General features: G+C 72.3%; 24 protein-coding genes. 13 read left to right on the forward strand and 11 right to left on the reverse strand.

Translation table 11 applies throughout. The features are described 5' to 3' along the window. The first annotated feature begins 80 nt into the window (after positions 1–80). From ACGFI8_RS25930 to ACGFI8_RS25940, 3 genes are all read left to right on the forward strand, one after another. Positions 81–791 carry an SDR family NAD(P)-dependent oxidoreductase gene (locus tag ACGFI8_RS25930; RefSeq protein WP_392808708.1) on the forward strand — a complete coding sequence of 237 codons (711 nt, stop codon included), beginning with the start codon at positions 81–83 and terminating at the stop codon, positions 789–791. Positions 792–908: 117 nt separating this feature from the next. Continuing rightward, positions 909–1568, forward strand: coding sequence for a TetR/AcrR family transcriptional regulator (locus ACGFI8_RS25935; RefSeq protein WP_392808709.1), 660 nt, complete (start codon positions 909–911; stop codon positions 1566–1568). A 109-nt stretch (positions 1569–1677) separates the two neighbouring features. Beyond that, positions 1678–2556, forward strand: coding sequence for a BTAD domain-containing putative transcriptional regulator (locus ACGFI8_RS25940; protein WP_392808711.1), 879 nt, complete (start codon positions 1678–1680; stop codon positions 2554–2556). 24 nt (positions 2557–2580) lie between these two features. Here ACGFI8_RS25940 and ACGFI8_RS25945 read toward each other — a convergent pair whose 3' ends face one another. Genes ACGFI8_RS25945 through ACGFI8_RS25960 form a run of 4 tightly spaced genes read right to left on the reverse strand, consistent with a single transcriptional unit; the run spans position 2581 to position 7635 of the window. After that, positions 2581–4254 carry a dipeptide ABC transporter ATP-binding protein gene (locus ACGFI8_RS25945; protein ID WP_392808713.1) on the reverse strand — a complete coding sequence of 558 codons (1674 nt, stop codon included), beginning with the start codon at positions 4252–4254 and terminating at the stop codon, positions 2581–2583. Then, positions 4251–5084: an ABC transporter permease gene (locus ACGFI8_RS25950; protein WP_392808715.1), complete on the reverse strand. Its 834-nt coding sequence runs from the start codon at positions 5082–5084 to the stop codon at positions 4251–4253. The genes ACGFI8_RS25945 and ACGFI8_RS25950 overlap by 4 nt, the downstream gene beginning before the upstream one ends. Further along, positions 5081–6022, reverse strand: a complete 942-nt coding sequence (locus ACGFI8_RS25955) for an ABC transporter permease (RefSeq protein ID WP_392808716.1) — start codon at positions 6020–6022, stop codon at positions 5081–5083. Before ACGFI8_RS25955 ends, ACGFI8_RS25950 begins: the two co-directional genes overlap by 4 nt. Continuing rightward, a complete protein-coding gene (locus tag ACGFI8_RS25960) occupies positions 6007–7635 on the reverse strand; it encodes an ABC transporter substrate-binding protein (RefSeq protein WP_392808717.1) in 1629 nt (542 codons plus the stop codon). The genes ACGFI8_RS25955 and ACGFI8_RS25960 overlap by 16 nt, the downstream gene beginning before the upstream one ends. Positions 7636–7771: 136 nt before the next feature. Between ACGFI8_RS25960 and ACGFI8_RS25965 the strand changes: the two genes are divergently transcribed. The 3 genes from ACGFI8_RS25965 (at position 7772) to ACGFI8_RS25975 (ending at position 9372) form a co-directional block, all read left to right on the forward strand. Next, on the forward strand, positions 7772–7903 hold the full coding sequence (locus ACGFI8_RS25965) for a hypothetical protein (RefSeq protein ID WP_392808719.1): 132 nt from the start codon (positions 7772–7774) through the stop codon (positions 7901–7903). A gap of 90 nt (positions 7904–7993) precedes the next feature. Beyond that, positions 7994–8488: a flavin reductase family protein gene (locus tag ACGFI8_RS25970; RefSeq protein WP_392808721.1), complete on the forward strand. Its 495-nt coding sequence runs from the start codon at positions 7994–7996 to the stop codon at positions 8486–8488. 227 nt (positions 8489–8715) lie between these two features. Beyond that, entirely contained in the window at positions 8716–9372 is a 657-nt protein-coding gene (locus ACGFI8_RS25975; RefSeq protein ID WP_392808722.1) for a hypothetical protein, read from the forward strand. Here ACGFI8_RS25975 and ACGFI8_RS25980 read toward each other — a convergent pair. Next, positions 9363–13688 carry an HAD-IC family P-type ATPase gene (locus ACGFI8_RS25980; RefSeq protein WP_392808724.1) on the reverse strand — a complete coding sequence of 1442 codons (4326 nt, stop codon included), beginning with the start codon at positions 13686–13688 and terminating at the stop codon, positions 9363–9365. The genes ACGFI8_RS25975 and ACGFI8_RS25980 overlap by 10 nt on opposite strands. Beyond that, positions 13688–14173, reverse strand: a complete 486-nt coding sequence (locus ACGFI8_RS25985; RefSeq protein WP_392808726.1) for a hypothetical protein — start codon at positions 14171–14173, stop codon at positions 13688–13690. The genes ACGFI8_RS25980 and ACGFI8_RS25985 overlap by 1 nt, the downstream gene beginning before the upstream one ends. A 343-nt stretch (positions 14174–14516) precedes the next feature. Between ACGFI8_RS25985 and ACGFI8_RS25990 the strand changes: the two genes are divergently transcribed. The 5 genes from ACGFI8_RS25990 to ACGFI8_RS26010 all read left to right on the forward strand — a co-directional run bounded on the left by ACGFI8_RS25990 (position 14517) and on the right by ACGFI8_RS26010 (position 20074). Next, the gene (locus ACGFI8_RS25990) at positions 14517–14825 is read left to right on the forward strand and encodes a hypothetical protein (protein ID WP_392808728.1); all 309 of its coding nucleotides are present in this window, start codon (positions 14517–14519) and stop codon (positions 14823–14825) included. 172 nt (positions 14826–14997) lie between these two features. Further along, on the forward strand, positions 14998–15993 hold the full coding sequence (locus ACGFI8_RS25995) for an LLM class flavin-dependent oxidoreductase (protein ID WP_392808729.1): 996 nt from the start codon (positions 14998–15000) through the stop codon (positions 15991–15993). 124 nt (positions 15994–16117) lie between these two features. Then, positions 16118–17401 (forward strand): cellulase family glycosylhydrolase, encoded by a 1284-nt coding sequence (locus tag ACGFI8_RS26000; protein ID WP_392808730.1) that lies wholly within the window; start codon positions 16118–16120, stop codon positions 17399–17401. A 283-nt stretch (positions 17402–17684) separates the two neighbouring features. Beyond that, positions 17685–18731 (forward strand): sodium:calcium antiporter, encoded by a 1047-nt coding sequence (locus tag ACGFI8_RS26005; protein ID WP_392808732.1) that lies wholly within the window; start codon positions 17685–17687, stop codon positions 18729–18731. Between the two features lie 65 nt (positions 18732–18796). Next, positions 18797–20074 (forward strand): YibE/F family protein, encoded by a 1278-nt coding sequence (locus ACGFI8_RS26010; protein WP_392808974.1) that lies wholly within the window; start codon positions 18797–18799, stop codon positions 20072–20074. 37 nt (positions 20075–20111) lie between these two features. On the opposite strand, the gene ACGFI8_RS26015 is transcribed toward ACGFI8_RS26010, so the two are convergent. Both ACGFI8_RS26015 and ACGFI8_RS26020 read right to left on the reverse strand, forming a co-directional pair. Continuing rightward, a complete protein-coding gene (locus tag ACGFI8_RS26015; protein WP_392808733.1) occupies positions 20112–21014 on the reverse strand; it encodes a cation diffusion facilitator family transporter in 903 nt (300 codons plus the stop codon). Between the two features lie 103 nt (positions 21015–21117). Then, positions 21118–21459: a hypothetical protein gene (locus ACGFI8_RS26020; RefSeq protein WP_392808734.1), complete on the reverse strand. Its 342-nt coding sequence runs from the start codon at positions 21457–21459 to the stop codon at positions 21118–21120. Positions 21460–21799: 340 nt separating this feature from the next. Between ACGFI8_RS26020 and ACGFI8_RS26025 the strand changes: the two genes are divergently transcribed. After that, a complete protein-coding gene (locus ACGFI8_RS26025; protein WP_392808736.1) occupies positions 21800–22285 on the forward strand; it encodes a hypothetical protein in 486 nt (161 codons plus the stop codon). A gap of 63 nt (positions 22286–22348) precedes the next feature. On the opposite strand, the gene ACGFI8_RS26030 is transcribed toward ACGFI8_RS26025, so the two are convergent. Continuing rightward, on the reverse strand, positions 22349–23587 hold the full coding sequence (locus tag ACGFI8_RS26030; protein WP_392808737.1) for a GTP-binding protein: 1239 nt from the start codon (positions 23585–23587) through the stop codon (positions 22349–22351). Then, positions 23584–23763 carry a 50S ribosomal protein L32 gene (gene rpmF, locus ACGFI8_RS26035; RefSeq protein WP_392808739.1) on the reverse strand — a complete coding sequence of 60 codons (180 nt, stop codon included), beginning with the start codon at positions 23761–23763 and terminating at the stop codon, positions 23584–23586. Before rpmF ends, ACGFI8_RS26030 begins: the two co-directional genes overlap by 4 nt. Before the next feature lie 391 nt (positions 23764–24154). On the opposite strand from rpmF, the gene ACGFI8_RS26040 reads away from it, so the two are divergent. Continuing rightward, on the forward strand, positions 24155–24823 hold the full coding sequence (locus tag ACGFI8_RS26040; RefSeq protein WP_392808740.1) for a hypothetical protein: 669 nt from the start codon (positions 24155–24157) through the stop codon (positions 24821–24823). Positions 24824–25145: 322 nt separating this feature from the next. On the opposite strand, the gene ACGFI8_RS26045 is transcribed toward ACGFI8_RS26040, so the two are convergent. Continuing rightward, the gene (locus ACGFI8_RS26045; RefSeq protein WP_392808742.1) at positions 25146–25268 is read right to left on the reverse strand and encodes a hypothetical protein; all 123 of its coding nucleotides are present in this window, start codon (positions 25266–25268) and stop codon (positions 25146–25148) included. Between the last annotated feature and the right edge of the window lie 104 nt (positions 25269–25372).

The raw sequence follows: 25372 nt of genomic DNA on the forward strand, positions 1-25372 counted from the left end.
AGCCCAACCTGGGCGGCGCCTGGAGCCCCGCTCCAGGGGTCTTCCACCACGGTTCGACGCGCCGTGGTGAGGCTGGCACCGTGACGGGATTGCGACTGCGGGACCGCGTGGCGGTCATCACGGGCGGGACGCGCGGCCTCGGCCGCCGCATCGCCGAGGCGTACGAGGCGGAGGGCGCGACGGTCGTGGTGGCCGCCCGCGGCGCCGGGGACGGCGACGAGCAGGTCGACGTGACCGACGCGGAGTCGGTGCGCGAGCTGTTCGACCGAATCGAGCGGCGCTACGGCCGGGTCGACGTGGCCGTGGCCAACGCCGGGGCGAGCCGGCCGGGCCCGGTGGCCACCCTGGCGCCGGAGGCGTTCGCCGAGGTGTTGGCGACGAACCTGGCCGGCACCTTCCACACGGTGCAGGCGGCGGTGCCGGCGCTGGAGCGCGCCGGCGGCGGGCGGATTCTCACCGTCTCGTCGGCCCTGGCGACGCGGGTCACGCCGGGGGCGGCGGCGTACAGCGCGTCCAAGGCGGCGATCGAGGCGTTCACCCGGACGGCAGCCGTCGAGCTGGCGCCGCGCGGCATCGCGGTGAACTGCCTGGCGCCCGGGATCATCGCGGAGGGCATGGGCGAGCAGCTGATCGGCAACGCGGCGGTCTGGGCGCGCTACGGGCCCCGGCTGGCCTCCGGCCGGCCCGGCACCGGCGCGGAGGTGGCGGCCGTCGCGGTGTTCCTGGCCGGCCCCGACGCGGGCTACGTCAACGGCGCCGTCGTGGAGGTGCACGGCGGCCTCGACTGGTGAGCCGCCGGTGACCGCTGTCCGAAGCCCCGGACAAGCCCCGGACAAGCCCTGGACAAGCCCTGGACTGGACCCGATCTAGACTGTACGGTCTAGTATGACCGGCGGATGGGGGTGCACATGACCACAGCGGCGACACCCGTCGAGGCGCCCCGCGGCCTGCCGGGCAAGCGCACCGCCATCATGCGGGCCGCGACCCACGTCTTCATCACGTCCGGCTACGAGCGGGCCAACCTCGACACCATCGCGGCGGAGGCCGGGGTCTCCAAGCAGACCATCTACAACCACTTCGGCGACAAGGAACGGCTCTTCATCGCCGTGGTCGACGAGGCGCGCAGCGGCGCGGACCGGGCCACCGATTTCGACGAGTCCCTGCTGACCGACCCCGCGGCGCTCCAGCACGACCTGCTTGTGCTGGGCCGGCAGTTCCTGAGCACGGCCCTCGACCCGCAGGTGTCGGCGCTGCGCCGGCTCATCATCGCCGAGGTGGCCTACCACCCGGCGCTGCACCGCTCGTGCGGCGACGGCGAGGCCGGTTCGGCGCCGAAACTGCTGGGGTTTCTGACCCAGCGGATCGCGCTGCTCGCCGCCCGGGGCGAGCTGGTCGCCGAGCGACCGGCCCGGGCCGCCGCACACTTCGTGTCGCTGCTGACGTATGAGGGCCAGCAACGCTCGAAATACGGCACGGTGTCCATTTCTCCCGACGAGATCGACGATATCTGCATGGATGCGGCCGATCTGTTCATCCGCGCATACCGTTCTCCGGCGACGCGATCGTAAACGTCACAACGCTTGACCCCCGAATAACACTGAGATAGCGTTCAATGAATCCCGCAAAGACGCATAGGGATTCGTAGGGGCAAAATCCTATTTCTCCGATAGGAGAGGCATGAAAGTTGGAGTGCTCGGTCCGCTGTTGATGTGCGCCGACCAGGCCATCAAGGTGCCGACCGCACCGAAGCAGCGGCAACTGCTCGCGCTGCTGCTGCTCAACGCCAACCAGGTGGTCCCGGTCAGCCAGTGCATCGAGGAGCTGTGGGAGTACCGTCCTCCGGCCAGCGCGGTGTCCACGCTGCACACCTACATCATGCAGCTGCGGCGGATGCTGCGCGGCGCGCCCAAGGACAGCCCGCCGGGCGACCCGGGGGGCGGGACCGGTTGCGTGGAGCGGCTGGTCACCCGGGACCGGGGCTACCTGTTCGTCACGCGCCCCGGCGAGCTGGACGTCGACGCGTTCGAGGACCGGCTCCGCGACAGCCGGCAGGCGCTGGGCGCGGGCGACGACGCGGTGGCCGCAGCCGCGCTCCGCGATGCCCTGGCGGTCTGGCGGGGACCCGCGCTGGTCGACATCCAGCCGGGGCCGGTGCTGCGGACCTGGATCGCCAGCCTCGAGGAGAGCCGGCTCAGCACGATCGAGCGGCGGATCGAGGTCGACCTGCGCCTGGGCCGGCACCAGGAGCTCATCGGCGAGCTGAGCGCGCTCGTGGAGCGACACCCGGTCCACGAGAACCTGCACGCGCACCTCATGCTGGCGCTGTACCGTTCGGGCCGGCAGGTGCACGCGCTGGAGGTCTTCACCCGGCTGCGCACGGTGCTGTCCGAGGAGCTCGGCCTGGAGCCGTCGCCGGCACTGCGCCGGCTGCACCAGGCCGTGCTCGCCTCCGACCCCGTGCTCGACCCGCCCCCGGTCCACGTGCCGTCGCGGTTCTCCATCGACCTCGACCTCGGCCGGATCCGGCGCGTGCTCAGCGAACCCTCCCGGGTCTGACCCGTGGACCGGGGTGCCCGGCGCTCAGCCCGCCGGCGCGCGGTCCAGACGCCCGTCCAGGCTCCCGTCCAAGCTCCCGTCCAGGCTCCCGGTCGTCAGCCGCGGGACGGCGTCGAGGAGCCGCCGGGTGTACCCGTGCGCCGGCGTGGCGAAGACCTCCTCGACCGTCCCCTGCTCCACCAGCGCACCGTCGTGCATGACGGCCACCCGGTCGCACAGGTGCCGCACGACACCGAGGTCGTGCGAGATGAACAGGATCGCCACGCCGAGCTCCGCGCGCAGGTCGGCCAGCAGGTCGAGCACCTGCGCCTGGATCGACACGTCGAGCGCGGACACCGGCTCGTCGCAGACCAGCAGCGCCGGCCGGGGTGCGAGTGCCCGGGCGATCGCCACCCGCTGCCGCTGCCCGCCGGACAGCTCGGCCGGGCGGCGGTCAAGCAGCGCGGCGCCGAGGCCGACCTGTTCCAGTACCGTCACCACCCGACGCCGGCGCTCGGACCGCGGCAGCCCCAGGACAGTCAGCGGCTCGGCGACGATGCGTCCCACCACGTGCCGGGGGTCGAAGGAGCTGAGCGGGTCCTGGAAGACGACCCCGATCCGGCTGCGGCGGGGGCGGCGCTCCCGCTCCGGCACGCCGCTCCACGGCCGGCCCTCCAGCAGCACGCGGCCGGTGTCGGGGGCGAGCAGCCCCAGCACGATCCGGGCCAGCGTGCTCTTGCCGGAGCCGGACTCGCCGACCAGGCCGAGGGTCTCCCCCGCGGCGAGGGTCAGCGAGGCGTCGCGCACGGCCTGGCGACGGCCGCCGCCCGCGACCCGGAATGCCTTGCCGACGCCCGCCACCTCGACGACGGGTGCCGACGGCTGGGCCGGGCGCACCGGCACCGGCAACGGCCCGGAGCCGGACAGCCGGGAACCGCGCGGCCGCGCGCCGGGCACCGCGGCGAGCAGCTGCCGGGTGTACTCATGCTGCGGCTCGCCCAGCACCCGCGCCGCCGGGCCCGTCTCCACGAACACACCGTCGCGCATCACGGCGATCCGGTCGGCCAGCCCGGCGACCACCGCCAGGTCGTGACTGATCAGCAGCAGCGCGGCGCCGGCGGCCTTGCGCTCGGCGAGCAGCGCCAGGATCTGCGCCTGCACCGTCACGTCGAGGGCGGTGGTGGGCTCGTCGGCGACCAGCAGGCGCGGCCCGGCGGCGATGGCGGAGGCGATCAGGGCCCGCTGCCGCAGCCCGCCGGAGAGCTGGTGCGGGTACTGCCGGGCCCGCTGCTGCGGCTCCGGCACGCCGACCTCGGCGAGCAGCTCGACGACCCGGGTCCGCCGGTCGCCCGGCACCCGGTGCGCGGCGAGGGCCTCGGCTATCTCGGCGCCGACCGGCCGCAGCGGGTCGAGGGCGACCAGCGCGTCCTGCAGTACCAGCCCGATGCCCTGGCCCCGCACGGCCCGCCAGCCACGCGGGCCCAGCCGCCGCAGATCCTGCCCCTCGTACTCCAGCCGCGCCGCGCCGACCCGCGCGGCCGGCCCGGTGAGCCCGACGAGCGTGCGGGCGGTGACGCTCTTACCCGACCCGGACTCCCCCACGACGGCCAGGCACTCGCCGGCATCGAGGGTGAAGGAGACCCCGCGGACGGCGTCGATCGCCGATCGCCGTCCGCGGCGGAAGGACACGGTCAGGTCCTCGACGTGCAGCAGGCTCATCGCCGCCCCTCGAATCGCAGTTGCCAGCGGCGGCCGATCACGGTCACGGCCACCACGGTGACCGTGATGGCGAGGCCCGGGAACACGCCCACCCACCAGGCGGTGGACAGAAAGTCGCGGCCGTCGGCGAGCATCGCGCCCCACTCCGGGGTCGGCTGGCGCGGGCCGAGGCCGAGGAAGCTCAGCGACGAGCCGATGATGATGGCGCTGCCGGTGCCGAGCGTCGCCAGCACCAGCACCGGGCCCAGCGAGTTGGGCAGCACGTGGCGCAGCACCAGGGTCAGCGGACGCACCCCGACGGCGACGGCACTGGTCACGTAGTCGGACCGGCGCACCGAGAGGGCCTGGCCGCGGACCAGCCGGGCGTATCCCGGCACGGCCGCGAACGCGATCGCGACCAGCTCGCTGACCGGTCCGGGGCCGAGCACGGCGACGACCAGCAGCGCGAGCAGGATGCCGGGCAGCGCGAGGAGCACGTCGGCGGCCCGCATGAGCGCCTCGTCGACCAACCGGCCGCACAGCGCCGACAGCAGCCCGAGCGCGGCACCGACCAGCACCGCCAGCGCGGTCGCGGCGAGCCCCATGGCGAGCGAGATGCGGGCGCCGTACACGACCCGGGTGAACACGTCCCGGCCCAGCTGGTCGGTGCCGAACCAGTGCCGGCCGTCCGGCGGGCGCAGGGTGAGCAGCGGGTCGACCACGTCCGGGCGGGCGCCGCCCACCAGGCCGGGGAACGCCACGGCGACGGCGAACGCGACGAGGACCAGCCCGGCCAGCACGACGCCGGCCCGCGGCACCCGCAGGCTCGTGCGGGTCTCCAGGGTCGTCACGCCGGCTCCCGCAGCCGCGGGTCGATGACCCGGTAGAGGCCGTCGACGGTGGTGCTGACCACGACGAAGACCAGCGCCACGAACAGCACCATCGCGATCACGACCGGGAAGTCCCGGGTGTTGATCGCCGACAGGGTGACCCGCCCCAGCCCGGGCCGGGCGAACACCGTCTCGACCAGGACCGCGCCGCCGAGCAGGTGCCCCACCAGCCAGCCGGAGAGGGTGACCGCCGGGCTGAGGCCGTGGCGCAGCACGTGCCGGGCGCGCACGCCCAGCTCGGTGACGCCTCTGGCCCGTACCGACAGCACGAACGGCTGCCGCAGCGCCCCTTCCATGCCGTCGCGGAGCACCTGGGTGAGGATGGCGGCGACGGGCACGGCGAGGGTGACCGCCGGCAGCACCAGCGCCGCCGGGCCCTGGTCCACGCCGACGGGCAGGGCCCGCAGCCGGAAGCTGAACACCGACAGCAGCAGCAGGCCGAGCCAGAAGCTCGGCGTCGACACGGCCACGAGCTCGACCGCCTGGGCGAGGCCGCGGGCCCACCGCCACCGCCCGGCGGTCAGCGTCGCCACGCTGACCGCGAGGACGCAGGCCAGCGCGGTCGCCGCGAGGGCCAGTTGCACCGTCGGCCACATCTGCTCGCCGATGACCGTGCCGACCGGCTGCTGCAGCTGGTACGAGCGGCCCAGGTCGCCGGCCGCGAGCCGGCCCAGGTAGTGCAGGTAGCGGGCCGGCAGCGGCAGGTCGAGCCCCATTTCGTGGTGGATCGCGGCCATCGTCTGCGGGGTCGCCGGCGCGCTGCCCACCAGGGCGCGCGCCGGGTCACCCGGGATCAGTTCCATGGCCACGAAGGTGAGCGTGGCCGCGCCGAGCAGCACACCGGCCGCCCCGGCCACGCGCCACGCCAGCCAGCGCGCGAGGGTCACGCGGCGAGCCATGCGTCGTAGAACAGCGGGAACGACGCCGGGTCCGACCGCAGCCCGTGCACCTTCTTCGACGCCGCCAGCAGGTAGGCCGGCACGTACACGGGGAACGCGGCGGCGTGCTCCTGCACCCACAGCTGGGTGTGGCCGTAGGCGTCCTTGCGCCGGGTCTCGTCGAGCGTGGTGGTGGCGCCGCTGACCCAGTCGTCCACCTGCGGGTCGTTGACCCAGGCGATGTTCTGGCCGGTGAGCGGCTTGCTGGTGGAGTGGAAGAAGATCCGCAGCAGGTCCGGATCGGCCCGGCTCCAGCTCTCGTCGAACACGTCGTAGTCCGCCTTCGCCACCAGGCCGAACAGCTCCGCCGTCTGCACGCTGGTCCGCACGACCTCGATACCGACGTTCTTCTCGGCCGCCTGCACCGCCTGCGCGAACGTGCCGCGCTGCTGCACCGCCGCCTGCTGCTGGGTGTACGGCCAGACGACCCGCAGCCGCTTGCCGTCCTTGACCCGGTAGCCGTCGGCGTCGCGCGCCGTCCAGCCGGCCCCGTCGAGCAGCCGGTTGGCCGCCGCCTGGTCGTAGACCGTCCGGCCCTCGGTGGCCGGCTCGTAGTACTTCGTGTTCGGCGACAGGACGCTCCAGGCCCGCTTGTACTGCCCGAAGTACACGCTCTTCACCAGCGTGTCGAGGTCAAGCGCCCGCTGGAACGCCTGCCGCACCTTCTCGTCGTCGAACGGCGCGCGCGACGTGTTCGGGTAGAGCGTGTAGACGGCGCCCTGCGCGTCCGTGCGCAGCAGCTGCAGGCCCGGGTTCGCCTGCACGGTGGCCACGTTCGGCACCGGGACAGCCCCGATGCCCTGTACCTCGCCGCTGGTCAGCGTGCCGAGCCGGGTCGCGCTCTCGGCGAGGAAGCGAATGACGATCTTGTCGATGTACGCGGGGCCGGTGTGCTTGGCGGTCGCCGGCGCCGACGGGTAGGCCGCGGCGCGCTGCAGCGTCACGTTCTGCTGCCGGGTGTGGCTTTCGAAGATGTACGGGCCGGACCCGACGACGTGCTCGCACAGCGCGCCCGCGTAGTCGGTGAACGCCTTCGGGGACTGGATGCCGAGGTACGCCGTCGACGCCGCCTGCAGGAACGGCTGGAACGGGCGGCTGAGGTGCACCTCGACGGTGTGGTCGTCGATGACGGTCGTGTCGGTGTACGGCCCGATGAGCGTGGCCGCGTACTGCGACTTCGTCTCCTTGGCCACAATCCGGTCGAAGTTGGCCTTGACGGCCGCGGCGTCGAACCTCGTGCCGTCGTGGAAGGTGACGTCGGTGCGCAGGTCGAAGCGGTAGGTCCGCAGGTCGTCGGAGATCTTCCACGACTTCGCCAGCCACGGCTTGAAGCTGCCGTCGGCGTCCTGGGCCACCAGCGAGTCCACCACCCCACGGGTGATGAACGCCGTCGCGTCGGCGATGCTGACGTGCGGGTCGAGGCAGCTCGGCTCGGAGTCGATCGCGTAGTTCAGCGTGCCGCCGGTGCGGGGCTCACCCTCGGCGGCCTCGGTGCCGCCGGACGCCGCCGAGGTGCCGCACCCGGCCAGCGTTACCAGGGCGAGCACGGTGACGATGGGTCTGCGCAGCTGCATATGAAGGTCCTCTGTCTCTCACGCGGTGATGTCGCTCAGCGTGATCGCGACGGGTGGACCTTCCGCAGAGTTTCGCTGGAGTACCGCTGGAGCCGCCCGAAAGTGCCGCTCCACCGCCGTGCCGCAGGGTGATAACATGGACACGCTTCGACGTCTTGCCGGGCGGCTGTTCGCCGCCCTGGTGTCGCTGGGCTACGACGCCAGCCCGATCCCGCTGCCACCGCGAGAGGACCACCTCGATCCGCAAGGCGGCACTAAATCCTATTGATTCGATAGGGAAGGTGCTAGGGTTGGGCCGTGCGGTCGGCGGCCCGCGACCGGGCCGCCGACCTCGGCCCGACGGAAGGCAGCCATCGACATGAGCATGAGCGCGGTGCTGCACCCGGCCGAGCTGCGCCGGGTCTTCGGCGCGTTCCCCAGCGGCGTCACGGCCGTGGCCGCGTTGGTCGACGGCGCACCCGTCGGCCTCGCCGCCAGCTCGTTCACCTCGGTGTCGCTCGACCCGCCGCTCGTCTCGGTCTGCATCGCCAGGACGTCGACCACCTGGCCGACGCTGCGCCGCGCCGGGCGGCTGGGGGTCAGCGTGCTCGCCGCGCACCAGGAGCACCTGGGCCGTCAGCTCAGCGCCCGCGGCGGCGACCGCTTCTCCGGCGTGACGTGGCGGGCGACGCGGGGCGGCGAGATCCTGCTCGACGGCGCCTGCGCCTGGCTCGACTGCAGCATCGAACGCGAGATCCCGGCCGGCGACCACGACATCGTCCTGCTCCGCGTCCATGCCCTCGACGCCGATCGCAGCGTCCCGCCGCTGGTGTTCCACCAGAGCACGTTCGGCCGGCTGCACCGCGTCGCCTGACGGCCGGGGCCGTCACGGCTCCGATCGGCGTTGCGATAGCCGGGGTTCGGCCGTCGCCAATCCCGTTTGAGCCGTGCCGCAGGGGGCACGCTGTGGAAAAGACGTGGGGAGGTTCGGCCCGCAGCGGGTAGCGCGTGCGCAGCTTCGCGGTATCGGCGGCCGCCGGTACGGCCGCCGGCCCGCTGACGTTGCGCCGGCGCGATGCTCTCGATGAGCGGAGCAGGACCATGGCAACACTGAACAACGAGCGCACAGTTGCTGCGCTCCTGGACCGCGAAGGCACCACCTTCGCCGAGGAGGCCGGCATCACGCTGGCCGACAAGCCCGCCCCCCTGTACCAGATGCTGGTGCTCGCGACGTTGCTCAGCGCCCGCATCTCCTCCGGTGTCGCGGTGGGCGCGACCCGGGAGCTGTTTCGGGCCGGGTACCGCACACCGCAACGAATGACCGAGGCGACCTGGCAGGACCGGGTGGACGCCCTGGCCCGTGGCCACTACCGGCGCTACCAGGAGCGGACCGCGACCATGCTCGGCGACGCCGCCCAGCACTGCCAGGACCGCTGGCACGGCGATCTGCGCCGCCTGCACCGCGAGGCAGACGGCGACGTCGAACGGCTTCGCGGGCTGCTGGCCGAGTTCCCCGGCATCGGACCCACGGGCGCCGACATCTTCCTGCGTGAGGTACAGGCGGTGTGGCCGGACATCGCGCCGTTCGCCGACGCCAAGGTCGCCGACGGGGCGGAGCGGCTGCATCTGCCCCGATCGGCCGACGACCTCGCCGGCCTCGTGTCAACGGCACAGCTGCCGAAACTGGCCGGGGCGTTGGTCCGGGTCGCACGAGACCGCAGGGCGGCCGACGCCGTGCTTCGGGAAGCTCAGGATTGAGCTGCCGGCTGCCCCGGCAGCGGTATCGGCAGCCGCAGCGCCCCGAGTGTCGTGCCGGCCGCCGTCGCGGCCAGGACGATCCCCCAGGCCACCGGACCGATCGGCCGGCAGCCGAAGAACTGGCTCAGGCCCGGGGTCTGTACGACACCGACCAGCGCCGCGGCGGAGGCGCCGGCGGCGCCGAGGACCACCGGGTCCCCGCCGGAGAGCAGCGCGGTCTGGCCCAGCTGCGCGCCGACCAGGGAGGCGAGCGCCACGGTACTGGCGCGCTCGGCCGTCCCGGTTGCCTTCGCGGTCAGCCAGGCGCTCGCCGTCGCCGCCGAGGTCGCGACCGCGCGGCGGACCACGTTGCCGGTCAGCGCCCTGCCCAGCGAGGCCTCCGGCCCCTCACGGACCAGTTGGTCGGGGCTGACGTGCTTCGGCGGCCGGGCGGCGACCGTGATCGCGGGCAGCAGGTCCGTCATCAGATTGACGAACAGGATCTGCCGCGCGTTGAGCGGTGGCGTCGCCGAGACGAGGGATCCGCCGACGGTGAACAGGATCTCGCCGAGGTTGCCGCCGAGGAGCAGCGCCAGCGACTCGCGGACCGACGCCCACATGGCGCGCCCCTCGACCACCCCGTCGACGATCGTCTCGATCCGGCCGTCCATCACGATCAGGTCCGCCGCCTGCCGGGCCGCGGCCGTGGCCTGCTCGCCGAGCGCGATGCCGACGTCGGCGAGCCGGATGGCCGGGGCGTCGTTGGCGCCGTCGCCGGTGACCGCGACGCTGCACCCGGCCCGGTGCAGCGCGCGGACGACCGCGACCTTGTGCGCGGGGGTCACCCGCGCGAAGACCGATGCCTTGGACACCAGCGCGTCGACGATCGCGTCGTCGGCCTCGGCGCTGTCCAGCTCGGGCCCGGTCACCACGGTGCCGCCGTCGAGCAGGTCGAGCTCGGCGGCGATCGCCTCCGCGGTGCTGGGATGGTCGCCGGTCAGCATGAGCACCTTGATGCCGGCCCGGCGCAGCCGGTCGATCGCCTCGGCGGCGCTCGGGCGGGTCGGGTCGGCCAGCCCGAGCAGGCCGAGGAACTGCATGTCGTCGACGCGCTCGTCGTCGAGGCGGCGCCGTGCCGACGCCGCCCGCTCCGCGATCGCGAGCACCCGTAGCCCCTGCCGGGCCATCCGGTCGACCTCCGCCTCGATCGCCTGCCGGTCGGACCGCGTCAGCGGCCGCGCCTCCCCGTTCACGCGCCAGCTGTCGCAGCGCGGCAGCGTGATCTCCGGGGCGCCCTTGACACTGATCACCTGGCCGCCGTTGGCCGCACCGAGGACGGCGTGGAACCCGCGCGCCGGCTCGAAGGGCAGCTCGCGGACGGGACGCCAACCGTCGGCCGCCTCACCGGTGGTGATACCGGCCGCCGCGGCACCGACCACGACCGCCTGGTCGGTCGGATGGGGCAGCGCCTCCTGCCCGTTCGGGGCCGGGCTCGCGCGGAGCCCGGCGGCGAGGATTTCCCGGTACCGCGCGGTGAGCCCGTCCATCGGCACGTGCTCGCGCCCGTCGGAGACGCTGCGCAGCGCGATGCGTCCCTCGGTCAGCGTGCCGGTCTTGTCGAAACAGATCACGTCGACCCGGCCGATCGCCTCCATCGAGCGGGGATCGCGGACGAGGATGTTGCGCCGGGACAGCCGGCGGCTGGCGCTGAGCTCGGCCGCGGTCGCGATGAAGGGCAGCCCCTCGGGAATCGCCGCGACCGCGAGCGCGACCGAACTGTTGATCGACTCGGCCAGCCGTCCCCGGAACACACCGGTGGTGAGCAGCGCCGCCGCCGCGGCACCCGCCACCGGCAGCGATGCCTTGGTCAGCTCGCGCAGCCGCTGCTGGACCCCGCTCTTCGGCGGTTCCTGCAGCGCGATCAGGGCGTTGCGGCCGGCCTCCGTGTCCGTGCCGGTCGCCACCACGACGCACGTGGCCGATCCGGCGGCCACGGTGGTGCCGGCGTACACCATGCTGGTGCGCTCGGCGATGGCGGCAGCGCGGGTGGCGGTGGCGCTCTTGACGACCGGCACGGACTCGCCGGTCAGCGGGGACTCGTCCATCTCCAGGCCGACGATGTCGAGCAGCCGGCAGTCCGCCGGCACCGCGTCGCCCGGCTCCAGGAGGACGACGTCGCCGGGCACCAGCTCGTCGATGGTGCCGACCCGGTCGACGCCGGCGCGGCGCAGCCGGACCCGCGGCGCCGCCTCGCTCACCAGCCGGCTCAATGCGCGCCGGGCCGCCATGTCCTGGATGCCGGACAGCACCGCGTTGGCGAGGATGACGGCGACGACCAGCACAGCGTCGCTCGTCGCCCCCGTCACGGCGGAGACGCCGGCACCGGCGGCCAGCGGCAGCGTCAGCGGGGTGTCGAGCTCACCGACGATGGTGCCGAGGATCCCCCGCTCCGCCGGCACATCGGGCGCCTCCTGCGCGCCCCGGGCCTGCCGGCGCCGCTCGGCGTCCTCCTCGTCGATGCCGCGCGGCGACGTGTCCAGGGCCCGCATGACCTCACCGACGGGCAGCGCGTGCCACGCGACGTCGACGGGCGGCGCGGGCGGAGTACGGCGGGACAGGCCACGCGCCGACCACATCGCGCTGGCGACGTTGGCCCCGTGTGCGATGGCCGTGGCGATCGACGCACGACGGGCGCCGCGTCGCGTGGTCTCGGCGAGCCCCAGCAGCGCGCCGGCCGCCGAACCCTGCAACGCCACGTGGGTGCTGCGCCGGCTCACCGCCCGCGCCACCGCCGTGGCTTCGAGCAGCAGCCAGGCCGTCTCCAGGCCGGGTCCGCCCATCAGGTGGGCGCCCCACGGGGGCCGGCGGTCCTCGCGCAGCACGCCGAAGCCGCAGTCCGCCGCGGCGAGCGCGGCGTCGTTGCGCTCGCCGATGAGGACCACGACGTGCCCGTCGGCCTGCAGCGCCCGGATCGACGCGGCGAGGCGCGAGCCCCCGGGCACGGTACCGTCCGTGCGCACCCGGCGGCGGATACCGGCCGGCGCGCCGGCGAGCAGCACGGACCCGACCTGGCGGCCGGCCGCGATCACGGCCGCGGTCAGCGGATCCAGCGCCGGCTCCACGAGGACGACGGCCACGACGCCGCCGTCTCGGGTCAGCGCGTACAGCTTCCCCCGGACGCCGTCGTGGGAGCGCACGTCGTCCAGGACGGCGTCCGGGATCGGGGTGTCCAGGCGGCGCAGGTCGGTGAGCGCCCAGCCGTCGGCGCCGGCCGGCGGCGTGCCGGGGCCGTCGACGAGCCGCGTCGCGGCCTCCCAGGCGGCCTCGACCGTCCCGTTCACGGGCGCAACGTGGGTGATGACGTGCCGTCCGCCGGTCAGCACACCCGCGTCGATGACCACGGTGTCGACCCGGTCCAGCCGGCGCAGCGCGGCCCGGTCGCGGACGAGCACGTCGCGGCGCGCGAGCAGCCGGCCGAGCCCGCTCGCGAACGCCTCCCGCCCGGCATACGCGGGGACCGGCGAACCGGCCGCGGTCACCCGGGCCGCGCGGCGCAGGCCCGCGGGCAGCGCCGTGACCGCGGCGGCGACGAGCAGCGTCAGTGCGCTGACCCGGTGCGCGTACCGCTCGATCGGGCCGTCGGGCAGCTCACCCGGCCGGTCGCCGTCGGGGCTGTCGGCCCGGCCTGCGGCGGCGTCCCCGGTCAGCTCGGGTGCCCTGCGCCGCCAGGTCTCCCGCTGCGCCGACGCCTCCCGCAGCAGGACGGTGCGCAGGGCGGCGTCGGCGATCGAGGACAGCTCAGCCTGGCTCACGGCGTGGATCGTCGCGCCCACCGCGGAGACCAGCAGATCGGCCCTGTTGGGGCCGAGCGCTCGCTGCAGGCGGGCGCGCACCCCCGGCACGTGGTCGACCAGCGCGACGAGAGCGGCCAGTTCGAGCGGCGCCGCGGGCAGCCGCAGGCTCCGCGCCGCGAACGATCCGGCGGCGGCCAGAAGGTCGACGGCCAGCGCGAGCCGATGACGGGGCTCCGCCTCCAGGTCCCCCCGCCCGCTCGAATCGTCGGCGGGAAGGTGCTCGGACTCGGCCTCCGCGACCGCCTCGACGACATCGTCGAGGCCGAGCCCGTCCGCGTCGTAACTGACGATCAGCCGGCCGAGCATCGCGTTCCACGCCGCCCAGTCCACGCCGCGCAGCTTCTCGACCGCGTCCTCGAGCAGCCTGCCCTGCTCGGCGGTGACCAGATGCTGCCGGGCGCCGCGGACCTCGATGTGTGCCAAGCCGTCCCGCGCCCATACCTTGCGCCGGCCGCGGGACGGCCGGCTTGCGCTCCCCGCCATCACCCGGCGGTGGCCGGAGTACGACGCTGGTGCGTTGCCACCCAGACTCCGGCGGCGGCCGCGAGGGCGACCGGCCATTCCAGGACGCCGAGCACGGCGAGCGCGCCGACGCCGCCGTAGTACAGCAGCTGCCTGGGCTGCCGCATGGCGGGCGTGATGCGGTCCGTCCACCTGACGTTGGCGAGGGTGGACCGTACGTCCGGCACGTGCATGTGGACGACCGGCACCTTGAGGTGCGGCATCGGCATGTCGTGCCAGGTCACCAGCTCGGACTCGGGCGCCCGCCCGGCCCGGGCCGGCTCCGCCTTGCGCTGTCTCGCGCGGGAGGGTGGCGCCTTCTTCGGCTCGGTCTGCTGCCCCGCCTGCCGCGCCGGCGCGGTTGCCTTTCGCGGGGTGCCGCGGCGCTGGGTTGCGGTCTGCCGAGACGGCTCGGTGGCAGGCGTCCGCGGAGGGTTGGAGGTTGCTGTCTGTGTGGTCGTCGTCATGGGTAAGTACCTCCCAAAGCGAGGCGGTTACCCGGGCCGCACGCGATCAACCACGGATCGGGCGATTTCAGGCGGTACGGCCGGCCCTGGCGCTGAAGAGGCGACGGACCGCGGTGACGATGAGTGAGATCAGCAGGGCGCTGACCACCTCGACCGCGATGGCGGAGAGCAGAGCAGACATTTCCGGGGCTCCTTCGACTTCGGCGTGCGCCGGAAATGTAGGGGGACCAGGTGAACGCCGGATGAAGGAGAAATCACGGTGCCATGGCGCTCGCCCGCGCCCGCCGGTATCAACGAATGACTTCTATTTGCGTGGAGACGCAAATACGGGCAGACTGCGGGTGTGTCGATGCTGGTGCGCGACGGTGTTGCGGTCGCGGTGCTGGTGACCTTCGTGCTGGCCGCCGCGGCGGCGCTGACCGCCGACCGGCCACCGGCGCGTCGGCACCGGCGCTGGCGATGGTGGCGATTCGAGAGGCTGATCGTGGTGCTGAGCGTCGCGAACATCGGCCTGAGCGTGGCCGTGGCGGCCAGGCCGGCACCGGTGGCCGGCACGACCCTGCTCGGCAGCGCCCTGCTGCTGGTGTACGCCGCGCACCGCCGTGCCCGTGCGATGCGAATGGGTCCACGACCGGGTGGACGCCGACGGTGACCCGTGGCCGACCGACGACCGTGGACGTGACACACGGCGATCGGGCGTCGGGCTGTTCACCGGCCGCGAGCACGCCGGCCGGGCCGCCGGCGTCGCGGCCACACACCATGGCCACGGTACCGTTGGGTGCAGCACGCGGAGATGGTCACCTGATCCGATCAGAGGACTGCTCATGAGGATTTCCAGCCAGTTCCCGACCTCCCTCGACGCGCCGGCGCACATCGCCGTCTCCGAGCAACTGGGCTACGACCGAGCCTGGCTGTTCGACACCCCGCAGCAGAGCCCGGACGTGTGGATGATGCTGGCGCTGGCCGCGCAACGCACCCACCGCATCGGCCTGGGGCCGGGCGTGCTGGTGCCCAACCTCCGCCACCCGATGGTCAACGCCTCGGGTGCGGCCACCCTGGCCGCCCTGGCACCGGGGCGGGTCGCCGTCGCCTTCGGCACCGGATTCACCGGCGCCCGCGCGATGGGCGCCAAGCCCAGCACGTGGGCCTATCTCGGCGAATACGTCCGCGTCTTCCGCGCCCTGCTGCGCGGCGAAACCGTCGACTGGGACGGCGGCCGCATGCGCATGCTGCACCCGGCCGGCCACGCCCCGGCCCGCCCGATCGACGTGCCCGTGCTGATCTCGGCGCTGGGCCCGAAGGGTCTCGCCGTCGCGAAGGAACTGGCCGACGGGCTGTTCAGCATCAACGACGAGACCGCGTTCGCCAAGGAGTTCAGCTGGGCGGCGCTCGGCGTGCACGGCACCGTGCTGGCCGACGGTGAGGCCCTGGACTCACCCCGGGTCCGCGCCGCCGCCGGGCCGGGCAACGCGCTGGCCTACCACGCCGCCTACGAGTTCGGCGGCGACGTGACCGCGCTGCCCGGCGGGCAGGCCTGGCTGGACGTGGTCAACCGGGCTCCCGAACGAGAGCGGCACCTGGCGGTCCACGACCACCATCTGGTCGCCCTCAACGCCGCCGACCGGGCCGCCTGGGCGGCCGGCAGCTGGGCCGCGATCCCGACCACGACGGTGACCGGATCGGCCCGGCAGCTGGCCGACCGTCTCGCCGGATACGCCGAGCGGGGCATCACCGAGATCCTCTACCAGCCGACCGGACCGGACATCGCCCACGAGCTGGAGGCGTTCATCGCCGCGGCCCGCATGGTGCCCGTCGGCTGAGCGTTCACCCGGCGGTGCGGGTAGCAGTGGCCGGCCCGGGGTAGCCGCAGAACCCGTGGGATACGTTCTGCCGGCCCGCCCCAGCCGCCCGGCCCAACCGCGTACCGCCGGCCCATCCAGAGCGGTGCTGGCGATCGCCGTACTCCTGGCCGGCCTCGGCGTGCTCTCGACATCGGGCCGGGCGCACGCCGCCGAGCCGCACATCGGCATCCGGGTGCGCGACGGCCGGATCGTCGAGGCCGACGGCAGCGACCTCGTGCTGCGCGGCATCAACCACGACTTCATGTGGTACCCGAACAAGAACGACTCGTTCGCGGGCATCAAGGCGGCGGGCGCCAACGCGGTGCGGGTCACCCTCGGCATCGGCCACCAATGGCGGCGGGCCAAGGCCTCGGAGGTGGCGACGGCCGTCGACGTGTGCGAGAAGAACCGGCTGATCTGCATCTTCGATGCCCACGACACCGCCGGCTTCGGCCAGGACAAGAAGGCGGCGCCGATGGCGGAAGCGGTGCAGTTCTGGCTCAGCCTGCGCGACACGCTGATCGGCCACGAGGACTACGTCATGGTCAACATCGCCGACGAGCCGTTCGCCAACGGCACCACGTGGCCCTGGGCGCAGCAGACGGCCGACGCGATCCGCCGGCTGCGCGCCGCCGGCTTCAAGCACACGCTGCTGGTCGACGGCCCCGGCTGGGGCCAGGACGAGTCGTTCGTCATGCGCGACAACGCCGAGCGGATCGTCGCCGCCGACCCCACCGGCAACACCGCGTTCGACATCCACATGTACGGCATGTTCAACACCGCCGCGAAGGTCAACAGCTATCTCACCTCGTTCACCAAGCGCCGCCTGCCGATCGTCATCGGCGAGTTCTCCAGCCAGCACGAGTGGGGCAAGCCGGACGAGGACGCCATCATGGCCTACGCACAGGCGCAGCACCTCGGCTTCCTCGGCTGGTCCTGGAGCGGCAACGACAAGAAGTACAGCTATCTGGACCTGGTGAACAACTTCGACGGCAACAGCCGCACGGCCTGGGGGCAGCGGTTCATCAACGGCCCCAACGGTCTTCGCACGGACACGCGAGAGGCGACGGTGTTCCGCAACAGTACGGCCGGCACCGTCGTCGACCGCGCCGCCCCGCAGCTGCTGACCGTCACGGACGTGACCTCGAACAGCGTCCGGCTGACCTGGCAGCACCGCCCCAGCCGGATCGGCGGCACGACGTACCAGGTGGTCGCCGTCAACGGCGCGGCCGAGACGCGGGTCACGACGACCAACCGCACCGACGTGACCCTCAAGGGCCTGAACGGCTCGACGGAGTACACCTACGCCGTGTACGCCCAGAACCTGCTCGGCAAGCGCTCACCGCGCTCGGCCCTGGTCGCCGCGGTCACGCCCCCGGCGCGCTGATCACGTCGTCCTGCACAGACCCCATCCCGGCGACACGGGTGACGGGGACCACTACCGGCCGGTCGGGCCTACGGCTATAGTGGTCGCGATTGAAGGGGAGTAGTCCTTCGCCGGTTGTCGACATGCTGGAACCCTGATGGGTTCCCGGTAGCCGGGCCTCCGTCGGGAGGTGGACGAGACCTTCGACCCATGGTGACGTGTGCGTCGCCGCGGGGTCGAGGTCTCCGGTGTACCCCCGGGAGTTCGGTTCCCGCGCGTGACGCGGAGAGGAAACCGGCCCCCCGTGATCCATTTCGTGTTGCTCATCGCCTGCGCTGCGGTGATCTATCTGGCGTGCGAGTGGTTCGTCAACGCCGTTGAGTGGCTCGGGCAACGGTTGAAGGTCGGACCCCTCGCCGTCGGCACGATCCTGGCCGCGTTCGGTACGGCGCTGCCCGAAAGCGTCGTCACGTTCGTGGCCGTCGTGTTCGGCACCAGCGGCGCGCAGAAAGACATCGGCGTCGGCGCCGCGATGGGCGGCCCGCTCGCGCTGGCGACCGTCGCGTACGGCGTGACCGGCTGGATGATGCTGGCCCGTCGCCGCCGCCTGCGCGCCAACGCCGCTGTCCTGGCGAGCGTCGGCGGGCCCGAGGCGGCGACCACGCCGCCCGGTGACGAGGTCGGTGATCTCGGGAAGCTTGCCCGGGACCAGCGCTGGTTCCTGACGATCTTCGTGGTCAAGGTGGCCCTCGGTCTGGTCGCGTTCGCGATCAAGCCGTGGCTGGGCCTGCTGTTCTTCGCCGCCTACGCCGTGTACTTCTGGCGCGAGATCCGCGGCGGCGGCGAACACGGCGGCGGCGAGGACCTCGCCCCGCTGCTGCTGCAACGCCGCCGCGCCGTCCCGGCAACCTGGGCAGTGATCACCCAGACCCTGGTCACGCTCGCGGTCATCTTCGCCGCGTCGCAGCTGTTCGTGCACCAGCTCGACACCATCGGGCCGATGCTCGGATTGCCGGCCGCGGTGACCGCGCTGCTGCTGTCCCCGATCGCCACCGAGCTGCCCGAGATCATGAACGCCATCATCTGGGTCAGGCAGGGCAAGACGTCCCTGGCGTTGGCGAACATCTCCGGCGCGATGATGATCCAGGCCACCGTGCCCAGCGGTCTGGGTCTGCTGTTCACCTCGTGGCGGTTCGACAGTGCCCTGCTGATCTCCGGGATCGCGACCATGGTCGCGATCGTCTACCTCCTGGGACTGCTGCGGGCCGGGAAGTTCAACGCCAGGACCCTCACCGTCGCGAGCGTGTTCTATCTCGCCTTTGCCGCCAGCCTCATCCCGGTCCTCACGTGACGCGGCAGCCGCGCCCGCCCGGCCTCGTGGGAGACCAGACCGGGCACACACACCGGCACGGGCGGATGCGGCTGTCCCGGCGTGCGGCGCGGTTCAGCCTGGCGGTGCTGGTGCCGGCGGCGGTACTGGTCGCGGTGGGGATGGCGCTGCTGTGGCCACGCGGCGGGTACCACACCGACACCGGCGGAGGTGATCTCCGCGCGTTCGGCAAGGTCCGGGCGGTGCAGCACGCGGCCTGCCCCGCCGGCGTGGACGACCCGGCAGCCGCAGCCACCGGCAGACCGGCGGACTGCGGCACCGTCGAAGTCGAGGTCACCGACGGCGTCGGCCGCGGCCGGGTGGTCACCACCGACGTGCCGGCCGGACCCGGCGCCGTCACCGTACAGACCGGGGACCGCGTGGTGCTCATCGTCACCGGCGAGCCCGCCGGCCCGGTGCAGTACCAGATCATCGACCACCAGCGCGGCACACAACTGTGGGTCCTCGGCGCCTGTTTCGCCGCCGCGGTCATCGCGTTCGGCCGGTGGCGCGGCCTCACCGCCCTCGCCGGGCTCGCCGTCACGTTCGGCATCCTGCTGTACTTCATCGTCCCGGCAATCCTCGCCGGCCGACCGCCGCTGCTCGTCGCGGTGATCGGCGCCGCGGCGATCATGCTGACCGTGCTGTACCTCACGCACGGCTTCAACACCGCGACGTCGATCGCCGTGCTCGGCACCCTGGCCAGTCTCTGCCTGACCGGGCTGCTGTCCCAGGCGGCCACGGCCGCCGCGAGCCTCAACGGCGTCGCCAGCGAGGAATCGTCGTTCCTGACCCTCATGTACCACCAGGTCGACATGCGCGGACTGCTGCTGGCCGGGATCCTCATCGGCTCCCTCGGCGTGCTCGACGACATCGCGGTCACCCAGTCCTTCACCGTGGCCGAGCTGTCCGCCGCCAACCACACCCTCGGCTTCGCGCAGCTGTACCGGGCCGCCAGCCGCATCGGCCGGGCACACATCGCCTCCGTCGTCAACACCATCGTGCTCGCCTACGCGGGAGCCTCACTGCCGCTGCTGTTGCTGCTCGCCGCCGGCAGCGAGCCCGTCGGCGAGGTACTGACCTCGCAGCTGCTGGCCCAGGAGATCGTCCGCTCCGTGGTCGGCACCATCGGACTCATCGCCGCCGTCCCGATCACCACCGCGCTCGCCGCGTTCACCGCCCGCCACCGGCCCGCACCAGCGACACCCGCGGCATCCGACCCGACCCCGGCCGCCCGGCCCCGCCGAACCGACCGCCGCGGGCATCCGCCGGCAGCCGCCGTACCCCCGCGCGGACAGTGGGACTGGCAGGCCGACGACCGATGATCGTCTTGTCCGTGGTGCCCGGCATGCGGCGGGCAGATCATGAGGTTGCCTGGCCGTCGTAGGTGTAGTCGTCGTAGGCACGGCGGTCTTCGAGGGGTTCCAGGTGGGTCAGCACGCTGCTGTCCGCAAGTGCGTCACGGACGGCCGCCTCGATCTGTTCCAGGAGGTCGTGTCCGCGTTGGACGGTCCAGTCGCCCGGGACCAGGACGTGCATGGAGACGAAGCGGTGCCGGCCGGACTGGCGGGTTTGCAGCCCATGGATCGCGACCTGGTCGGACCGGAACGGGTCGAGGGCAGCGATGACGGCGGCCAGATCCTGCGGGCTGACGGCCTCGTCGAGCAGTGCCCGCACCGACTGCACCACCAGGCGGCCACCGGTGACCAGGATGTTGATGCCGACGACGGCGGCCACCACCGGGTCGAGCCGCTGCCAGCCGGTGACCACGACCAGCACCACGGCGACCAGTACGCCGGCGGACGTCCAGACGTCGGTCATCAGGTGCTTGCCGTCGGCGGTGAGGGTGACTGAGCGGTGCCGCCGGCCCACCCGGATCAGCAGCCACCCCACCGCGCCGTTGACGAGGGTGGCGAGGGTGGATATCGCAAGGCCGAGGCCGACGCTGTCGAGCGGTACCGGGTCGAGGAACCGGCGGACGGCGCTGACCAGGATCACGCCGGCCGCCACGAAGATCATGAGTCCTTCGAGGCCGGCCGAGAAGTACTCCGCCTTGCCGTGACCGTAGTTGTGGCTGGCGTCGGCCGGCCGAGCGGCAACCTTCAACGCGACCAGGGCGATGATCGCCGCGACCAGGTTGACCACCGACTCCGCCGCGTCGGACAGCAGGCCGACCGACCCGGTCACCAGATATGCGACGTACTTCAGGGAGATGGTGACGATGGCCGCTGCCATGGCCAGCCACGCGTACCGGGCAAGATTCACGGTTTCTCGGGCGGGTGCGTTCATCGGATGCCGCAACTGCCCTGCTGGGCGGGTCGTCCGGCGCCACCCGGCGTCTGAGCATGCAACCGGCCACGCCAAGGACTCATGCCTTGCTGACTTTCAGGACCACCTGCTGATCGGTGACCTTCTCGACCGTCACGGAGAGGCCGTCGGCCTGCTGAGAACCGTCCACCGGCACCGTGACCCGGTTGCCGGCCACGTCGACCGTGACAGTCTGCCCGTCGACGGCGACGAGTTTCATGTCGATGCCGAGGACGGAGGCGGAGGCGTCCACTCCACGGTCGAACGTGGCGGTGCACGAGTTGACGGTGCACGACACCGTCGCGCCGTTGGTGGAGCTCGTGCAGCCGGCCATCAGGCCGGCGCCGAACACCACGAGCGCAAGCGCGGCGACAACTCGGAGTGCGGACCGTTGCGGCGTCATCGTTGTCTCTTCCTCTCCCTGCGCCGCGTCGGGAGAGGCACCGGAGACCCGAGCCTTCGACCCAACGCGACATACATCACGTGTTGGTCGAAGGTCTCGTCCACCCCGGCAGGGGCCCGGCCACCGGGAACCAGCGCGGTTCCAGCATGTCGACGACCGGCGAGAGGACTACTCCCCTTCACCGCGAGCATAGCCCATCGGGGCAGCTCACCTTTCCGGCCGTCGGCTATAAAAGATGTCGGACGATTCGTGCAACGTGATTCGACCGTGCTTGCGTGCACGAATCCATCGGGGAGGCACGTGGCGGCGCCGGGCTCGCGCGGCGTAGGTGAGGACACAAATGATCAGAGTCGTAAGGTGGGTCCTGCTCGGGTTCTGCCTGATCAGCCTCCTCTCGTTGCTCAGCACCCGCGGCGGCCTGGGCGAATACGCCCGCGGGGCGTCGCTTACCACGGCGCACCTGGGCACCTGCTTCGAAGACATCGACCAGCTGGAACGTCCCCGCATCACATGCTCGGCCCGCTGGAACGCCGGCGCCGACGAAGTACGGGGCACGGTGAGCGAGGTCGACCCGACCGGCGCCCGAGCGGTCATCGAGGGCACGAGCGGCGTTCACTACGAGGTCCGCCTGCCCGCGACCGCAACGGACGTCCGCGTCTTCGCCGACGGCACCAAGGCCCGGCCGGCCGACACAAGGTCCGTGGCACTGGGCGCCGGCTTCCTGATCGCCGTGGTAGGCCTGCTCGCCTGGGAAGCGGTCGTGCTGCTGCGCCGCTGCGCCGCTCGCCGCTGCGTAGCCAGACCCGCCAAACTCGAGCCGGCGTAACCCTCAGCCCACCTCCGTACTGGACGGCATCCGGGTGCCAGACCGGCGCGGCGGCCAGCATCGTTACACCGGAAACGGGAGCGGTTCCGGGTGGTCGTGGTCATGCACATCGCCGAGGTCCCACTGCGGGAACGGATCGGGCAGGGCCCGCCAGGCGTCCTCCCCGGCGGCGATCTCCCCGTCGGTCAGCAGGCAGACGGTCAGTGCGGCCCGCAGGCCGTCGCCGTCCAGGCCCACGCCGATGAGCACCAGTTCCTGCCGGCGATCGCCGAACACCGGGTCCCACCGCGCGAGCAGTTCCGCGCGCTCGTCGGGGTCGTCAGGCCAATCGCCGGACGCGGCCACGGGAACGGCCACCGGGTCGCACCGGCCGGACGGACCGGCCTGTGACCACAGGCCCTGCACGTCCGGTCGGCTGGCCAGCCACAGAAAGCCCTTGGAACGGAGCACGCCGAACTCGTCGAGCCGCCCGGTCAGCAGGTCCCACAGCCGCTGCGGGTGGAACGGTCGGGGGTCGCGGAAGACGATGCTGCTGATGCCGTACTCGATGGTTTCCGGGATGTGCGTGCCGTTGAGTTCGGCGACCCAGCCGGGTGCGGTCTCGGCCCTTTCGAGGTCGAACCGTCCGGTGTTGAGAACATCGGCGACCGGCACCCGCCCCCGTATCGCCCGGACCTGACGGGCGGCCGGGTTGAGCCGGGTGATGAGGGCTTCGACCGTCGCCAGGTGTGCCGGCTCGACCAGGTCGGTCTTGTTGACCACGATGACGTCGGCGAACTCGATCTGGTCGACAAGCAGGTCCGCAATGGTGCGGTCATCGTCGTCGTACGCCGACAGCCCGCGCTGCTCCAACGACTCCCCCGCCTGGATCTGCGCCAGCAGGTGCGCCGCGTCTACCACGGTGACCATCGTGTCCAGCCGGGCCAGGCCGTCGAGCAGCTGCCCGTCTTGCGTGCCGAGCGCGAAGGTCGCCGCCACCGGCATCGGCTCGCTGATCCCACTGGATTCGATCAACAGATAGTCGAACCGGCCCTGCCGGGCCAGCCGCACCACCTCGTCGAGCAGGTCATCCCGCAGCGTGCAGCAGATGCAGCCATTCGTCAGCTCGACCAGCCTCTCCTCCGTACGCGACAGTGTCCCGCCGTCGCGGACCAGGGAGGCGTCGATGTTGACCTCGCTCATGTCGTTGACGATCACCGCCGCTCGCAGCCCGTCACGGTTGGCCAGCACGTGGTTGAGCAGGCTGGTCTTGCCAGCGCCCAGGAAGCCGGACAGCACGGTCACCGGCAGTCGTCCGGTCACGCCTCGCCCACCACCTGACGCCCGTTGTACAGGCCGCAGTGGGCGCAGGCCCGGTGCGGCAGCACCAGCTCCTTGCGCGGGCAGGGGCACGGCACGAGCTGCGGCGCAGAGGCTTTCCACTGCGCCCGGCGGTGGCGGGTGTTGGAGCGTGACATACGACGTTTCGGTACGGCCATGAGGATCTCCTGACGGGTGGTAGGTGCTCGGTGATGCCGTCGGCCGTGGTCATGCGGGGCCACCTCTCGGCGACGGCGCGGGCCGGCGGCCGGAACGGAAGCGTAGTCGAAAATGAGAACCATTTCCAATAGCCTGGGGGTTATGACCTTGAGTACGAGGCAGCCGGGGAGTTCATCGACGTCCTGAGTGGACCGCCGTGGCGACTGCCGTATGCCTCGGCATGCGCGCCCCGGATGGCATGGGGCCGGCACCGGACTGCGCACGCAGATGCCGGCGATAGCGGCTTGTGCGAAGACGAGCGGGAAACCGGGTGATCTCGCAGCGCGCCAAGCCTACGATCGGTCACCGCCGACAACGAAGGGAAGTCATGGCTGCACATGGAAGCTCGGCGTGACCGGCGGACGCCGGGATCGCCTCCGCGTGCAGCTGCGATCGCTGACGCTGGGGGCGAAGGCATACCAGATCCTCACGCTGCGCCCATCCGATCCCGTCCAGTTCAGCGTCGAGGCCAGCCATGAATTCCGGATGGTTCGGTCGGATCTGGCTGGCACACATCGCCTCGCAAGGTTGCTCTGGGCTCTGAGCTACCAGCGCCGACCGGGCACGCTCCTGGCCCTCGACCACGCTCACCTCGTTGCCAACGCCGACGGGTCGCCGAGCCCGCCGGTGGTGTTCTACGTCCACCCGCAGACCACCCTCGACGCGTCCGGCCTGCAAGCGTTGCACCGCTGGCTGCGCCGGCCCCCCGCGTCCGAGCGCTCGGTCACGATGCAGACCCCCGGCTATGACCTCGCGCGGGCGGAAATCGATGCCTGGCGGTCTGACCCACACACAAGATCGAGTTTTCCGCCAAAATGGCACGGCCGAACCGAGCCGCCATCGCGCGTCGACACCGTCCACGGCATGGTGGTAATCGCCGGCAGCCGTACGACCGTGCGAACATGGTCCCTGCTCATCGGCTGGCTCAACGGCTCCTGGTACGCAGGTGAGGATTGCGCCGAACCCGACCACGAGATGCGGTTCGACGTCCACGCCGTCGACCAGTTCTCACCACGCTGATCAGCGCATACAGGCGAATTTCGATCAAACGACCTATCTGCCGCGGGGCATGAAAAGACCCCCGTATCGCCGGACAGTGGGCTGGGAAGCTCGATACTTCCGGGCTATGCCGCCTTGTCGTGGACCTGGTCGTACATGCCCGCCAGCGCCGGTGCAAAGGCTGCGAGGCGGCGGGGCCAGGCCAGTCGCCAGTCAATAGCGATCGAACGGTGCCGTCGCCGGTGGGCCCGACGAGGAAGCCGAGGTGCCGTACGCCATGGCTGATCGGCAGTGCGCTCGGCCAGTGATCGCGGACCAGTCCGGGCCGATCTAGGACAGCCAACTACGCGACGATCAGGTGGGGGCCTTCGACGCGCCAGGAGGTGGAGTGCAGGACGGTGGCGTCAGCCCGTGCGTCGTGCTCGGAGATCGCCTCAACCTCGGCGTGCGGCTCGGTATCGGCCATGACGGGCTGGCGTGGCCGCCATGCGTCCGGGCCGCTCAGCCACCGGCGTTGATCCGGCAATTTCCCACCAGGGCGGTTGAAGTTCGCAACACGAACTAATATGG

The sequence above is a fragment of the Dactylosporangium sp. NPDC048998 genome (assembly GCF_043197855.1).
Taxonomy (GTDB): domain Bacteria; phylum Actinomycetota; class Actinomycetes; order Mycobacteriales; family Micromonosporaceae; genus Dactylosporangium.

What these genes read in the sequence shown, in the direction of transcription:
- ACGFI8_RS26010 (WP_392808974.1), top strand. Translation starts at nt 18,797, where the DNA reads ATGCGGCTGTCCCGGCGTGCGGCGCGGTTCAGCCTGGCGGTGCTGGTG.
- ACGFI8_RS26025 (WP_392808736.1), top strand. Translation starts at nt 21,800, where the DNA reads ATGATCAGAGTCGTAAGGTGGGTCCTGCTCGGGTTCTGCCTGATCAGC.
- ACGFI8_RS25955 (WP_392808716.1), bottom strand. Translation starts at nt 6,022, where the DNA reads ATGGCTCGCCGCGTGACCCTCGCGCGCTGGCTGGCGTGGCGCGTGGCC.
- ACGFI8_RS25975 (WP_392808722.1), top strand. Translation starts at nt 8,716, where the DNA reads ATGGCAACACTGAACAACGAGCGCACAGTTGCTGCGCTCCTGGACCGC.
- ACGFI8_RS25960 (WP_392808717.1), bottom strand. Translation starts at nt 7,635, where the DNA reads ATGCAGCTGCGCAGACCCATCGTCACCGTGCTCGCCCTGGTAACGCTG.
- ACGFI8_RS25985 (WP_392808726.1), bottom strand. Translation starts at nt 14,173, where the DNA reads ATGACGACGACCACACAGACAGCAACCTCCAACCCTCCGCGGACGCCT.
- ACGFI8_RS25995 (WP_392808729.1), top strand. Translation starts at nt 14,998, where the DNA reads ATGAGGATTTCCAGCCAGTTCCCGACCTCCCTCGACGCGCCGGCGCAC.
- ACGFI8_RS25970 (WP_392808721.1), top strand. Translation starts at nt 7,994, where the DNA reads ATGAGCATGAGCGCGGTGCTGCACCCGGCCGAGCTGCGCCGGGTCTTC.
- ACGFI8_RS26045 (WP_392808742.1), bottom strand. Translation starts at nt 25,268, where the DNA reads ATGGCCGATACCGAGCCGCACGCCGAGGTTGAGGCGATCTCCGAGCAC.
- ACGFI8_RS25980 (WP_392808724.1), bottom strand. Translation starts at nt 13,688, where the DNA reads ATGGCGGGGAGCGCAAGCCGGCCGTCCCGCGGCCGGCGCAAGGTATGG.
- ACGFI8_RS26020 (WP_392808734.1), bottom strand. Translation starts at nt 21,459, where the DNA reads ATGACGCCGCAACGGTCCGCACTCCGAGTTGTCGCCGCGCTTGCGCTC.
- ACGFI8_RS25935 (WP_392808709.1), top strand. Translation starts at nt 909, where the DNA reads ATGACCACAGCGGCGACACCCGTCGAGGCGCCCCGCGGCCTGCCGGGC.
- rpmF (WP_392808739.1), bottom strand. Translation starts at nt 23,763, where the DNA reads ATGGCCGTACCGAAACGTCGTATGTCACGCTCCAACACCCGCCACCGC.
- ACGFI8_RS25945 (WP_392808713.1), bottom strand. Translation starts at nt 4,254, where the DNA reads ATGAGCCTGCTGCACGTCGAGGACCTGACCGTGTCCTTCCGCCGCGGA.
- ACGFI8_RS25965 (WP_392808719.1), top strand. Translation starts at nt 7,772, where the DNA reads ATGGACACGCTTCGACGTCTTGCCGGGCGGCTGTTCGCCGCCCTGGTG.
- ACGFI8_RS25940 (WP_392808711.1), top strand. Translation starts at nt 1,678, where the DNA reads ATGAAAGTTGGAGTGCTCGGTCCGCTGTTGATGTGCGCCGACCAGGCC.